12 protein-coding genes are annotated in these 13688 nt (G+C 38.7%); 3 read left to right on the top strand and 9 right to left on the bottom strand.

Annotated elements, in window-relative coordinates; genetic code table 11:
- Positions 1-138: 138 nt before the first annotated feature.
- The 6 genes from A37S_RS0121215 to A37S_RS0121190 form a co-directional block, all read right to left on the bottom strand.
- Complete coding sequence (locus A37S_RS0121215) at positions 139-660, bottom strand: DUF305 domain-containing protein (protein ID WP_026706436.1); 522 nt, start codon at positions 658-660, stop codon at positions 139-141.
- 11 nt (positions 661-671) lie between these two features.
- Entirely contained in the window at positions 672-1556 is an 885-nt protein-coding gene (locus tag A37S_RS0121210; RefSeq protein ID WP_026706437.1) for a DUF3347 domain-containing protein, read from the bottom strand.
- Between the two features lie 93 nt (positions 1557-1649).
- Entirely contained in the window at positions 1650-2030 is a 381-nt protein-coding gene (locus A37S_RS27295) for a hypothetical protein (protein WP_157278982.1), read from the bottom strand.
- A 206-nt stretch (positions 2031-2236) separates the two neighbouring features.
- The gene (locus tag A37S_RS0121200) at positions 2237-2461 is read right to left on the bottom strand and encodes a heavy-metal-associated domain-containing protein (protein ID WP_026706439.1); all 225 of its coding nucleotides are present in this window, start codon (positions 2459-2461) and stop codon (positions 2237-2239) included.
- Positions 2462-2562: 101 nt separating this feature from the next.
- Positions 2563-4977 carry a heavy metal translocating P-type ATPase gene (locus A37S_RS0121195; RefSeq protein WP_026706440.1) on the bottom strand — a complete coding sequence of 805 codons (2415 nt, stop codon included), beginning with the start codon at positions 4975-4977 and terminating at the stop codon, positions 2563-2565.
- Positions 4978-5061: 84 nt separating this feature from the next.
- Positions 5062-5625, bottom strand: coding sequence for a helix-turn-helix domain-containing protein (locus A37S_RS0121190; protein ID WP_026706441.1), 564 nt, complete (start codon positions 5623-5625; stop codon positions 5062-5064).
- 164 nt (positions 5626-5789) lie between these two features.
- On the opposite strand from A37S_RS0121190, the gene A37S_RS0121185 reads away from it, so the two are divergent.
- A complete protein-coding gene (locus A37S_RS0121185; RefSeq protein WP_028298702.1) occupies positions 5790-6227 on the top strand; it encodes a DUF1896 domain-containing protein in 438 nt (145 codons plus the stop codon).
- Positions 6214-11625, top strand: coding sequence for an N-6 DNA methylase (locus A37S_RS0121180; RefSeq protein ID WP_028298701.1), 5412 nt, complete (start codon positions 6214-6216; stop codon positions 11623-11625). The genes A37S_RS0121185 and A37S_RS0121180 overlap by 14 nt, the downstream gene beginning before the upstream one ends.
- Before the next feature lie 5 nt (positions 11626-11630).
- Here A37S_RS0121180 and A37S_RS0121175 read toward each other — a convergent pair whose 3' ends face one another.
- The 3 genes from A37S_RS0121175 to A37S_RS0121165 all read right to left on the bottom strand — a co-directional run bounded on the left by A37S_RS0121175 (position 11631) and on the right by A37S_RS0121165 (position 13402).
- Positions 11631-12458 (bottom strand): RteC domain-containing protein, encoded by an 828-nt coding sequence (locus A37S_RS0121175; RefSeq protein WP_028298700.1) that lies wholly within the window; start codon positions 12456-12458, stop codon positions 11631-11633.
- A gap of 267 nt (positions 12459-12725) precedes the next feature.
- A complete protein-coding gene (locus A37S_RS0121170; protein WP_028298699.1) occupies positions 12726-13046 on the bottom strand; it encodes a nucleoside triphosphate pyrophosphohydrolase family protein in 321 nt (106 codons plus the stop codon).
- A 17-nt stretch (positions 13047-13063) separates the two neighbouring features.
- Positions 13064-13402, bottom strand: a complete 339-nt coding sequence (locus A37S_RS0121165) for a nuclear transport factor 2 family protein (RefSeq protein WP_036603675.1) — start codon at positions 13400-13402, stop codon at positions 13064-13066.
- 92 nt (positions 13403-13494) lie between these two features.
- On the opposite strand from A37S_RS0121165, the gene A37S_RS25635 reads away from it, so the two are divergent.
- Positions 13495-13688, top strand: a 194-nt coding sequence (locus A37S_RS25635; RefSeq protein WP_036602274.1) for a DUF4372 domain-containing protein, incomplete at its 3' end; no start/stop codon positions are given.

The following is a 13688-nucleotide window of genomic DNA, read 5'->3' as shown; positions in this document are numbered from 1 at the left end:
GGCTTTTTTATCTAATGAAAATATTTACTGATAATCAGTAAGTTAAGTGAGTTTATTGCCTGTTTTTAAGTTTATCCGTTTGGTAGTGATATTTTTCATTTTAATGCTATTTAATGTTGTTAAAGAAATTTTTGCGGGTTACTTATTTTCAAATTCTTTCAGCTTTCGCTTCATAAATTCGATTTCCTTTGCCTGTGTTTCGAGTATGTTTTTTTGCAACTCTATCAGTTCGGGGTCGGTTAGCTTTGCTTTTTCAGACATCAGCACTGCTGCTGCGTGGTGCGGTATCATTCCTTTTACAAATTGTTTGTCGCCCACATTTATTTGCTCCCTAATGCCAAACCAAGAGAAAATGCCAATTGCAAGGGAAAATGTAATGATTGCCCAGTTGATTTTTTTGTTTTGATACATTCCTTTCATTATCCATAATTCAATGACCAACATTGCCGAAACCATCAGCAGGGTCATATATAAATTATTGATGTTCGGGATAAGATTATCCAATCTGTCTATCATAGCATACATTAGGAAGTACATTGCTGCGAACATTGCAACAGCCATTATAGCAAACCGTTTGTACATTGCTGAAGAATGTTTGCCGTTATGCCCGTCATTTGCCCCGTGGTGGTGCATATCGAGTTTGTTTTCTATATTTTCCATAACAGAATATTTTATTTATTATTAATTGTTTCCTGTACACTGCCACAGGTTAGCATTTGAGAACCGTAATATGGATTTTTAACGGCTTCTTCCTTGCTTAACCAATTTGCACCTTTCCCGTTATTGTACATTGGGCAATGCTGATAATAAACAGGTGTTTCCTGTTTTGATACCTTAGCCAATTCATACATATTCTTAGAAAGCAAAGCGAAAGTTTCCCTTTGTTTGGCAACATCTTTGGAAGCAGCAATCTGTTCGGCATTTGCCGTCAGGTCTTTCATTACTTTCATCCAAGCTGTATGTTCTTCAGTAGAAAGTTTTGCCATTTCTACCGCTTTGATGGCTTTTACCAATTCGGCAGCTTTTGCAGATGAAGTACCTGCATCAGTTTTTACCAAAGCATCTTTCACGGAAAAATAATTGTCGAACACAGCTTTCAGTTGTGGTGCATTTTGGGCATCGGCAGTATTTGTTGCAGCCATTTCGTTGTGGTTATGGTTGGCGTGTTCGTTTTTCATATCCATACCCGCATCATTGGATTTTGCGGCTGGCTTTAATTCTCTGCTGTACTGGCAACATCCCGGCAATTTTGCATATACATCATCAGGTGCTAAGAATTTTTCGCTGTCGTACCCTGCCAAAGCTATACGTTTCAATATTTCGTCCTGATTGGTCTTATCGCTATCATAAGTGAGCGTAGCCATTTTAGTGTCTTTATTCCATTCTACACTGGCTACCTTATTCACGTTTCCTGCTTTTTCGATAGTGGCTTTACACATACCGCAATTGCCATAAACTTTTACGGTTTCTGTTTTCGCATTCTTGATTTGTGCGAAACTGTTTACTGACGATAGTAATACAACGATTACCATCACTATTTTTGATAATGATTTCATTTTGAAAATTTTTAATTTAGTAAGATAAACAAAGATTGTGCGAAAACTAAATAGCTTTCGACAAGACATATTTGTGGCTATCAAGCCACCGTTTTAGCTTATTTTAGGCGGTTGCCAAATGGAAGAGTAGCCCGAAGAATAGTAGGCTTGTTTGAACCCGAATTTTTGCTTTTTAGTTTCGGCAAAAGGGGTTGTTACTTTTAAATCTATTGGTATTTGTAAACTAACAGAAGATGAAGAAGTACTACATCCACAAGAGCCGTGTTTACAATTGCCGTCGCAGTCGTGACCATCCTTACATTTTTTACAAGACTTGTCCTTGCAACTGTCTTTATGGTGAGATTTTTCAGATTTTTCTTTTGAGCAACTTTTTTGTTCTGTCTTAGCTGTTTTTTTTGCACAAGCATAGCTTATGCTTGGCATTAGGAAAAAGCCCAAACACAATAAGATGACAAAGCTGATATGTTTACTCAAATTTTTCAACACTACAAAATTATGAAATTATTTCTTTTAATTGCTATCTTTTGCATTTCATAAACTTCAAATATAGAATTTCAGATAAAAATGTTTAAATGACATATTTCTATTGTCATTTTTATGCTCCTTGAGTAAATACCTATTTAATTATCTGTTGTAATTGTTATACACTATCTAATCAAACAGGTATTTATAGGTTAAAATTATTTTTTGATTAGTGGTTCTATTGTAAAGCCTGCTTTCTTAACCGTATCTATAATTTCCTGTTCGGTCATTCCTTCCGATTTCACGGTCAATACTTTGTCTTTATTTGTTGTGTCCACTTCCCAATGACAGATGCCATCAGCATTATCCAAATGTGGTTTTACTGATGCTACGCAACCACCACAATTAATATTTGTTTTGAATTGAAGATTTTTATTTTCCATTTTTTTACTGTTTTAGAATGTTATTTATTGATACAAATTTCGGTACGATGCCATTCTGTATTATTGTGGAATTTCTTATTTGATTTGTGAGATTTACTGTTTTACTTTTTCCACTTCAACCGCAAGCTGTTAGTTACTACACTCACGCTACTCAATGCCATTGCTGCACCTGCAATCATCGGGTTTAATAGGAAACCGTTTATCGGATAGAGAATACCTGCCGCAATGGGAATACCTATTAAATTATAGATAAATGCCCAAAACAGATTTTGCTTAATGGTGGCTACGGTTTGTTTTGACAATTTTATTGCCTGCGGTATTTTAGTCAGGTCTGATGAAATGATGGTCATTTTGGCGACGTCCATTGCAATGTCCGAACCTTTGCCCATTGCTATACTCACATCGGCTGTTGCCAAAGCGGTACTGTCATTAATACCGTCCCCAACCATTGCCACTACTTTACCTTTACTTTGTAATTCTTTTACAAAATCTGCTTTGTGCTGTGGCAATACTTCTGCTTTGTAATGCTTAATGCCTGTTTGCTCCGCAATGGCTTTGGCTGTAGCTTCGTTGTCGCCTGTCAGCATATACAGGTCAATGCCCATTTCCTGCATTTGGCGGATGGCTTCTACCGATGTTTCTTTAATCTTGTCTGATATGGCTAATACGGAAAGTGCCTGTTTGCTGTCGGCAAACCAAATAACAGTTTTTGATTGTTTGCCCCATTCATTGGCTTGCTTTTGTAATTGTTCCGCAATAGTAATGTTATTTTCTGCCAACAGTTTTTTATTGCCTACAAAATATGTTTCGTTATTATGGTCGGCTTTTGCTCCTTTACCTGTGATACTGTCAAATTGTGTTAAGGTTATGATTGCTGCTCCGTCCAAGTGTTTTACTACTGCTTCTGCCAATGGGTGTTCGGATTGCTTTTCAATGCTTAATAAAATGTCTTTGGACGCATCATCATTATTCAGCCATTGAACGCCTGTTACCTCTGGTCTACCCTCTGTAATTGTTCCTGTTTTATCTAAAATAATGGCATCAACTTTTTTGGCTAATTCTAAACTTTCGGCATCTTTTATCAAAATACCTTTTTCAGCACCTTTGCCAACGCCAACCATTATAGCCGTAGGTGTAGCCAATCCCAAAGCACAGGGACAAGCAATAACCAATACCGTAACGGCTGCCAATAGCCCCTGAACAATCCCGTTATCGCCTCCTAAAACAAACCATAGGATAAATGCGAGAATGGCAATCCCTATCACAACCGGAACAAAGATACCCGCAATCTTATCCACCAATTTTTGTACAGGTGCTTTGCTTCCTTGTGCGTCCTGCACCATTTTGATGATATGGGCAAGCATTGTTTCTTTTCCCACTTTAACCGCTTTGAACTGGAAACTTCCTTTTTGGTTAATAGTTCCTGCAAATACTTTTTCGTTTTCTTTTTTCAGTACAGGTACAGGCTCGCCACTCAACATACTTTCATCCACGTAAGAACTGCCCGAAGTAACCATACCATCAACGGCAATTTTCTCGCCCGGCTTTACAAGGATAACGTCGCCTGCGTTTACATCCTCAATAGCGGTCTGTTTTTCCGTTCCGTCCGTTTGTATCACAATAACGGTTTTAGGTTGTAAGCCCATTAGTTTTTTTATTGCTGAAGAGGTATTGCCTTTGGCTTTTTCTTCCAGTAATTTTCCTAGCAGAATAAATGCGACAATTACGGCTGCTGCTTCAAAATATACGTGGGCGTGTAATCCTCTTTGATGCCAAAAGTCGGCAAACAACATATTGAATACACTGAACAGGTAGGCGATACCTGTACTCAATGCTACCAATGTATCCATATTGGCTGAACGATGTTTTGTCTGCTTCCAGGCATTGATAAAAAAATCCCTGCCCAACCACAATACAACAGGTGTAGAAAATGCCCACATAATTTGATTGGCATAAGGTATATCCATAAAGAACATTGCTATCACTACAACAGGCAATGACAGGGTAATAGCCCATACGGTTTTGGTCTTTAGCTTTTGGAACTTTTCAGCGTGGATAGTTTCTAATGTTTCCTGCTGCTTATTTTCTTCCTCAATCAACAAATCGTACCCAATTGACTGTACCGCCTTTTGCAATTTTGAAGCATCGGTCATATTAGGCAGGTATTCAACGGTAAGGTTTCCCGTAGCAAAGTTTACGGAGGCATTTATAACGCCCTCCTGATGCTTTACAATGCTTTCGGCACTGCTCGCACAAGAGGCACAGGTCATACCTATTACTGGAAATGTATTTTTTATGGTGGAAACACCATAACCTAAGTCTTTGATAGCTTTAACCGCTTCGCCTATTGCTTCGCTATTATCTACCGTGATAGCTGCCCTGCGGTTATTCAGCTCTACTTTGTGGGTTGCGATACCTTTAACCTGTGCTAATCCTTTTTCAACGATTAATGCACAATGTTCACTTTCTACATCTTCCAAAGGAAGATAAATGGTTTCTTTATTATTCGTTGCCATAATTGCTTGCTTTAATTAACAATACAAAATTGGCTATTATATTAATGGACGCTATTGTGAAATTTTGGGAATGATTTGTAAGATTTACAATTTATCCAACGGCTTTCTTTTACCTTCTTTTATTTGTTTGAAATAGCTCGGTGTCAGTCCTGTTACTTTTTTGAACTGGTTGCTTAAATAGGCTACACTCGAATAGTTCAGACGAAAGGCAATTTCACTCAAAGACAGTTCATCATATACCAACAGCTCTTTTACTTTTTCTACTTTTTGGGCAATAAAGTATTTTTCAATAGTAATACCCTCCACCTCCGAAAAGAGATTGGATAGGTAATTATAATCGTGGTGCAATTGACTACTTAATACATCTGAAAGATTGGATTTGGTGTCATTGTCCTGATGATGCACAAGGTCAATAATTATATTTTTTATCTTTTCAATGATGCGGCTTTTTTTATCGTCAATGAGTTCAAAGCCCAATGGAATTAAAACCTTATCTAAATTATTTTTTTCTTCTGGTGTAATCTCTTTATCCAATGTTACCTCTCCAAGTTTGATTTTTTTTACAGTCAAACCTAATTTATCCAATTCATTTTGCACCACCATAATACAGCGGTTGCAAACCATATTTTTAATAAAGAGTGTATTCATATATACCTTTTTACGACCTTAACAAAGGTACAAATTAATCTTTGGCATTATATCTTTTAACGCCAAATCCTGCCTCTCAACGCCAAATCCTGCCACATCTTCAAAGGCACTTATCTACTGCTATAATTTTAGGCTTCAAGTAAAATTCTAAACAAAATTATAGTATGGATACACAGCAAAAAGACCTATCGTATTTCAGGTTACGATTACAAGAATTATTAAATACCAGCTTCCCCGAAAAAGCAAACGACCAAAAATTTGTTGAGCAACGTTCTTCGTGGGCTGCCAATGCCTACGAGGGGGCTTTTAGTTCGGGAAACGCTATTGAGCAATGCAACGAAATAGCCAATTACATACTTTTTGAGGGCTTGCATTTCTCCAAATTCGATACCGTGTTTCAGGTGGTATGCAATGAGTTTGATACCATAATGGCAGATGAGGAACTGCGACCGTTCTCCCTTAAAATGTTTCCTGTTTGCGAGCCTGTTTTCTCCGGCTATGAACTAACCGATGATTTCGCATACGGTTATGAGTTTGACCTGCTCTATACCGAAATAACCGGAACCATCGCAATATGGATAGAGGAAAATGGGCTTCAGTAAAAAGCAACATCTCCAACAGAACATTGATGCCCTGCGAATTGCTTTTAAACTGGAAAAGGAGAAACGGCAAGCCACCGTAGGCGAAAGACTGCTAATGATGCAATACAGCGGATTTGGCGGTCTTAAATTCGTATTGAACCCCATAGCGAACGAAATAGACATCAACAATTGGAGAAAGACTGAACACGACCTTTTCCCGATTACGCAGGAGCTCCACCAGCTACTCAAAGAAAATTCCGAAGACGAAAAGCAATACCGCAGGTATGTGGATAGTATGAAAAGCTCTGTTCTGACGGCTTTTTATACACCGCCACAGGTCATTGACACGATTTCCGCAAGCTTGCGTGGCAGCGGTCTGAACATTGATAAATTCCTTGAACCATCAGCAGGGATTGGCTCATTCGTACAGTCCTTTTCGGAAAATCAATTGGTAAATGTTACCGCTTATGAAAAGGATCTGCTCACCGGTAAAGTTTTAAAACATCTTTATCCGAAAAGTAATATTCGTATAAGCGGTTTTGAGGAAATCCCCGAAAAGGAACAAAACAGCTATGATGTAGTTGCCAGCAACATTCCATTCGGCGATACATCCGTATTTGATCTTTCTTATTCCAGAAGTAAAGACACAGCCAAAGTACAGGCTGCACGAAGCATTCACAATTACTTCTTTCTAAAGGGTACTGATATGCTCCGTGAGGGCGGTTTGTTAGTTTACATTACTTCACAAGGAATTTTAAATAGCCCAAAGAACGAACCGATACGCAGGGCATTAATGCAGGATAATAATTTGGTTTCGGTGGTCAGATTGTCCAACAATTTGTTTACTGAATATGCAGGAACGGAAGTTGGCAGTGATTTGATTATCCTTCAAAAAAATACGGCAAAACAAAATTTGACAGAAGCGGAAGAACTCTTTTGTCAGAGCAAGCAAACAGAATACAATACGCCTGGCAATGCTTTTTTTCATGACAGCACAAGAATTGTACATACAGACCGCAAATTAGATACCGACCCTTATGGAAAACCGGCATTAATTTATACGCACAAAGACGGCGTTGCCGGAATTGCCAAAGACCTCAAACAAATGCTTTCCGAAGATTTTGGAAAGCACCTGGATTTAGGTTTGTTCAAAAGCGAACGGAACGATGAACCTTTAATACAAATTCCGATTGAGCCAAAGGTTATCGAACCTGTAACCATTCAACCGGAAATACAATCTTTATCTATTCCTATAATCAATCGGGAAAGCCCGCAGGAATTAAAACAATTAAGCATTTTCGATCTGTTTGAAAATATAGAAGAACCGGTAGCGGTTCTTGCTTCGCCTAAAAGAACGATGCAAGTCAAAAGGCAAAGCACTAAAGCAAACCGCCGTGCAGTAGGTCGTCAGACCGATCTGTTCAATGGGATACAGCAACCTTATACACCTCCGATTACCGATAGAACTGCCAACGGAAGCCCATCTACCAATGGCAAAAAACAGGAAGCCATCGGCGACCTGTTTTCGGGTATTAATGATAATAGCCAGGCTGCTCAACCTTCCCTCTTGAATACTATTCCCAAACCTGCTCCATATGGTGGAGAATTAAAATCATTCCACCGAAACGATTGCCTTGTATTGGATATTGGTTGGGTCGGTCATTTGCAAGAGGTAGATACATCAAATGGTACGGCTGTATTCCACCCATTGCAATTACCAGCTTCACAAAAAGCAAGAGCCGAAGCCTACATTGCTGTACGTGATGTTTACCAAGATCTTTACAATAAGGAGGCGAAGCTTCAGACCGAACACAAAGAAGAAAGGGAAAGTCTTAATCAATTATACGATGCCTTTATCAAAAGATACGGAAATCTCAACAGTGCCGATAATATCAAACTCATCAAAACGGACAGTTCCGGAAAGGAAACTCCTTATTTGGAGCGTGTCGTTGGCGGCGTGGTACACAAAGCCGATATATTCAGCCGACCTGTTAGTTTTTCTACCATAACCATCGCAACGGACAATCCCGAAGAAGCATTAGCGGCTTCACTGAACAAATACGGAAGTGTGAATTTGGACTATATGTCTGAAATCAGCGGTATTACCGATGATGCTTTGAAAGAAGCTTTGCACGGTCGCATTTACTACAATCCTTTGCAAAAGGAATTCGAAATATCCGAACGTTGGATTGCTGGTAATGTGGTGGAAAAAGCCCAAGAGGTACAGAACTACATTGAAAACAATCCAAATGATACCGAAGCCAAAGCAAGCCTTACCGTTTTGGAAGAAGCTCGACCAAGACGAATTGAGTTTGAAGAATTGGATTTTAACCTTGGCGAGCGTTGGATACCCACTGGTATTTATGGCAGGTTTGCTTCACATCTTTTTGACACGGATGTAAACATTCATTATTCGGAGAGTTCTGATGATTTTTCTGTAAGCTGTAAACAAAAGAATGTCCATATCTGGGATAAATACGCCGTAAAAGCTGAAAGCCGGACGTTTGACGGTATTGCCCTGCTTAAACACGCCCTTGTCAATACCACGCCTGATATTACCAAAAAAGTGATGGTTGGCGACCAGGAGGTCAAGGTACGGGATATGGAAGCCATACAAATGACCAATACGAAGATTGATGAAATCCGTACCGCTTTTACAGACTGGCTTCACGCCCAAAATGATGAATTTAAGACAAGGCTTACCGACAAATATAACGACACGTTTAACTGCTTTGTCCGTCCGAATTACGACGGAACTCACCAGGACTTTCCCGGCTTAGACCGCAAAGCGCTCGGAATTGAAGATTTGTATTCCAGCCAAAAGGACACGGTTTGGATGATTAAGCTTAACAACGGTGCGATCTGCGACCACGAAGTAGGTGCTGGTAAAACGTTGGTGATGTGTACTGCAGCGCAGGAAATGAAGCGTTTGGGATTAGCCCATAAACCTATGATTATCGCGCTAAAAAGCAATGTTCACGAAATTGCCGAAGCTTTCCGCACCGCTTATCCACACGCAAAAATATTGTTTCCAGGCAAAGAAGATTTTACACCCCAAAAACGCCAACGCATTTTTGGCGATATTAAGAACAACGATTGGGATTGCGTCATCCTCACGCACGACCAATTCGGAATGATACCGCAATCGCCCGAAATTCAGAAGGAAATCTTAGAAATTGAGTTGGACAGCGTGGAGCGTAACCTTGATGCCCTGCAATCGCAAGGCAAGGAAGTGACCAGAGGAATGCTTGCCGGTGTAATCAAGCGAAAAGAAAACCTCGAAGTCAAACTCAAAACCCTGCAACACGATATTGAAAATCGTAAAGATGATGTGGTAGATTTTAGGATGATGGGTATAGACCATCTGTTTGTGGATGAAAGCCATCAATTCAAAAACCTGATGTTCAATACAAGGCATTCAAGGGTTGCAGGATTAGGCAATGTTGACGGCAGTCAAAAGGCTATCAACCTGCTATTTGCCATTCGTACCATTCAGGAACGCACCAATGCAGATATGGGAGCAACTTTTCTTTCGGGAACTACCATCAGTAATTCGTTAACCGAACTGTACTTATTATTCAAATACCTCAGACCAAGAGCAATGGAAAAACAGGGCATTCATTCCTTTGATGCCTGGGCTGCTATTTACGCAAGGAAAACAACCGATTATGAATTTTCTGTCGCCAATAATATTGTTGCAAAAGAACGTTTCCGCTATTTTATCAAAGTGCCGGAGTTGGCACAATTCTATTCTGAAATCACAGATTATCGTACGGCAAAGGATATCGGTATCGACCGACCGAACAAGAGCGAAGTACTGTACAACATACCGCCTACGCCCGACCAGGAAGTGTTTATCAAAAAACTAATGGAATTTGCCAAATCGGGAAATGCTTCTTTATTAGGAAGAGCTCCTTTATCTCCGTCAGAAGAAAAGGCAAAAATGCTCATCGCTACTGATTATGCTCGTAAAATGTCTTTGGATATGCGAATGGTAAGCGGTGCGTATGATGACCACCCCGACAACAAGGCTTCGCATTGTGCGACCAACATTGCTAAATATTACAACCAATACAATGCACAGAAAGGAACGCAGTTCGTTTTTTCCGATTTGGGAACCTACAAGCCAGGCGAATGGAATGTGTACTCCGAAATCAAACGCAAGCTTGTGGAAGACCACGGCATACCAGCACACGAAGTCCGTTTTATACAGGAAGCCAAAAATGATAAGCAACGCAAGGAACTTATCAAAGGAATGAACGAAGGCAAAATCCGCATACTTTTTGGTTCTACAAGTATGTTGGGCACAGGAGTTAACGCACAAAAAAGAGCCGTTGCTGTTCACCATTTGGATACACCGTGGCGACCAAGTGACCTTGCCCAAAGGGACGGCAGAGCTGTTCGCAAAGGCAATGAAATTGCCAAGTTCTTTGCCAATAACAAAGTAGATGTGATCATTTATGCCGTAGAAAAATCATTGGACAGCTATAAGTTTAATCTGTTATACAATAAACAACTATTCATTGACCAATTAAAAAATAATAATCTCGGCAAACGAACGATTGACGAAGGCAGTATGGACGAAAAATCAGGAATGAATTTTTCGGAATATGTGGCTATCCTGTCAGGAAATACAGATCTATTGGATAAAGCCAAATTGGAAAAGCAGATTGCTGGTTTGGAAAGCGAAAAACAGGCCTTTAATCGTTCGAAGTATAGTGCGAAGTACAAATTGGAAGATTATACGGCTGAACTTGACAAAGCCAAATCCCGCTTTGACCGTATGAGCCTTGATTGGAATAATTTGCAAGGGCGTATCCAAAAACGTTCGGACGGCACAATCGCAAATCCTATACAATTAGACGGCTTACCGCCCAATGCAGACATCAAACAAATTGGCTCAAAGCTCAATCAGCTTGCCGACAAATCTCGTACAGGTGGGGATTATGAAGAAATCGGAAGCCTTTACGGGTTCCAACTTTTGGTAAAAACGGAAATGTCGCAAAAAGACGGCGTGGATATTCGTTTAAACCGTTTCTTGGTTCAGGGGGAAGGAAACATAAAATACACATACAACAATGGCCTAATCGCTAAAGACGAAAAATTGGCTGCTATGAATTTCCTTAATGCTCTGGAAAAATTGCCTAGCTACATCGAGCAGGAGCAAAAGAAAATTGTAGAAATTGAAAAAGACTTGCCAGTTCTTCGGGAAGTGGTCAATGGTACTTGGAGTAAGGAGATGCGGTTGGGCGAATTCAAAACGGAGTTGGCTTCTGTGGAGCGAAAAATACAGTTATCCATCACGCCTGAGCTTAAAGAAGAACCTACGGAACAAACCGAAAAGCAGAAGCAAACTCAAAATATTTCGGAAAATATTGTACGAACTAAAGGTATCAATTCACCTCGTGGCGTAATTTAAAAAGATCATTCTCTTTCCTCTTTTTCATCCATTTTTTTATTTAATGTATCACGCAAACTATCAATAAATTTAGTTCTGCTCATCTTTCTGCTTTTCAATTCCAAATAGGTATGATAGAAATCGCCAAGACGAATGTTAAAAGCGAGTTCAAATGTTTTGGCAATTGCCTTAATGTCCGCATTTCCATCATTAAAAACCCCTTCCGAATGTAGGGCATAAATTAATTCCGTCAAGGCGGTTTTGCTTGCTGTCCAATTTAAAATGGTAGGATCAGTTGTTTTTTTCTGATTGTTCTTATTAAGTTGATCTTCTATATAAACCTGTATAAGGTCATTGGCTATAATTTTTGCTGCTTTATAATCGTGTGAAGTAGAAAAACGATGATCTGCTTCAAAATATACTGTATCCAAGCTTAATTTTATATCGTGTTTTCCACGAACAAATAGTTTATCGTCGATAAATGTGTTATTGGTACGATAGTATTTATAAAATTCAAGGTTATTGTCAAAATACCTTTTGAGCTTTCGTACTTCTTCATTGAGGTACTTCCTAATTGGTTTTGTTCCATATGGCTTTTTAGTCTCAATTTTATAAATGGCATTATAATAAATGAGTTTTGATACAATTGCAGGCTTTTGATGTTTAAAAAATTTAATTTCTTCAGCGGTATTCCTAAATCCTTTTTTTAGTACGTACTCTTTTAGTTGAGATAAAGATTTAATTATAGTACTTATAACGTTTTCAATACATTGTATGGAATAATCGTCTTCAATCTTTAATTCATTGATTGTGGTTTCAAGTTTATATAGCGTTTCATTGTAAAATTTTTCCATTTTTAAAATCTTAACATTTGTTTGAAAATGCACAAAATCTTAATTTCAAGTTTGCATCTTGTATTTTTTTGATGTAGCAATACGTTTCATAAACAAAATATTTTTTGCTTAATATCCAAAAGCTAATTTCATCCAGCTCTTACTGTTCCAAAATCAAATTGGTTGTTGTTCAGATAGGTAAAAACAGGTTATAAAGTATAGGAATGACTTAAATGATATTTATAAATTATGATTACATCACTTAAATTGTATAACAATGAACTCTGCTTATTTTATTAGCTTTTCTGTTTTGCTTAAGAATTGATCAACAGCTTCCCGAATATCAATTCCAGACCTTTCCGCCAACACAATCAGCCACCAAATATTTTCACCAATTTTATGTTCCAATTCAGCTTCAGAACCGGCTTTAGGCCAACGCTGTTGTTGCGACATAATGTTACGTCCGACCAGTCCCGCATCGGTTAAATAAGCCAGAGCATCTTCTTCTACAGTCCATTCACTTCCGTGATGTAGCATTTCCAGTTCGTGGTATTTTTTTCTAATTTCCATCGAGCGACGAATGATTTCGTCAAAACTATTTCTGCTCATAATTTTAATGTTTTTTATTAATGAATTAAATCTGCTTTTACAAAGGCTATCTTGCCTTCCTTGAATTCAAAATCAAACGTACCTCCAATTTTGCCTTCAGGAAAATCTCCTGTAAACTGCACTTCCAAATGGGCAGTTACTTCATCAATTACTTTAAGTTTTACCTTTTCAGTATGGGTATTGTACCCGATAAAGTAGCTATCAAAATATTGATGAATTCCTTTATGCCCCTCGAACTTTCTGCCTACCGACGGATCATCTAAAACAGCTTCGGACTGGTAATAGCTAAGGTATTTTTCAATATCGAATGCATTGCTGGCAGAAATCCAGTTTTTGATAAAATTTTCAATATTCATAATCACTACTGACCGACAAAAAATAATTTAAGGAGCTGCCATATCTGGCAAGCTCCTTTTTTCATATTTTGGTTTTACGACAAACTAAAAATATGAGTGATAAAAATACAGAAAAGAAATTAGTCGGTCAGCCAATCTTCAAACAATTATTAGGTTTTATTCCAAGGAACAAATTTGAGATGCTTGTGAGCAAGCACCGGTCTGACCGCTATTACAAGACCTTTGATTCATGGACACAACTCATGACGATGCTGTTCGGAATATTCAGCCGATGTGATTCTATGGG

Origin of the sequence: Olivibacter sitiensis DSM 17696, assembly GCF_000427965.1 — a bacterium.
GTDB lineage: Bacteria > Bacteroidota > Bacteroidia > Sphingobacteriales > Sphingobacteriaceae > Olivibacter > Olivibacter sitiensis.
The sequence above is the reverse complement of the archived record's forward strand: the minus strand, read 5'-3'. Positions and strand labels throughout refer to the sequence as shown.

What these genes read in the sequence shown, in the direction of transcription:
- A37S_RS0121190 (WP_026706441.1), bottom strand. Translation starts at nt 5,625, where the DNA reads ATGAATACACTCTTTATTAAAAATATGGTTTGCAACCGCTGTATTATG.
- A37S_RS0121200 (WP_026706439.1), bottom strand. Translation starts at nt 2,461, where the DNA reads ATGGAAAATAAAAATCTTCAATTCAAAACAAATATTAATTGTGGTGGT.
- A37S_RS0121180 (WP_028298701.1), top strand. Translation starts at nt 6,214, where the DNA reads ATGGGCTTCAGTAAAAAGCAACATCTCCAACAGAACATTGATGCCCTG.
- A37S_RS0121210 (WP_026706437.1), bottom strand. Translation starts at nt 1,556, where the DNA reads ATGAAATCATTATCAAAAATAGTGATGGTAATCGTTGTATTACTATCG.
- A37S_RS0121165 (WP_036603675.1), bottom strand. Translation starts at nt 13,402, where the DNA reads ATGAATATTGAAAATTTTATCAAAAACTGGATTTCTGCCAGCAATGCA.
- A37S_RS0121175 (WP_028298700.1), bottom strand. Translation starts at nt 12,458, where the DNA reads ATGGAAAAATTTTACAATGAAACGCTATATAAACTTGAAACCACAATC.
- A37S_RS0121185 (WP_028298702.1), top strand. Translation starts at nt 5,790, where the DNA reads ATGGATACACAGCAAAAAGACCTATCGTATTTCAGGTTACGATTACAA.
- A37S_RS0121215 (WP_026706436.1), bottom strand. Translation starts at nt 660, where the DNA reads ATGGAAAATATAGAAAACAAACTCGATATGCACCACCACGGGGCAAAT.
- A37S_RS0121170 (WP_028298699.1), bottom strand. Translation starts at nt 13,046, where the DNA reads ATGAGCAGAAATAGTTTTGACGAAATCATTCGTCGCTCGATGGAAATT.
- A37S_RS0121195 (WP_026706440.1), bottom strand. Translation starts at nt 4,977, where the DNA reads ATGGCAACGAATAATAAAGAAACCATTTATCTTCCTTTGGAAGATGTA.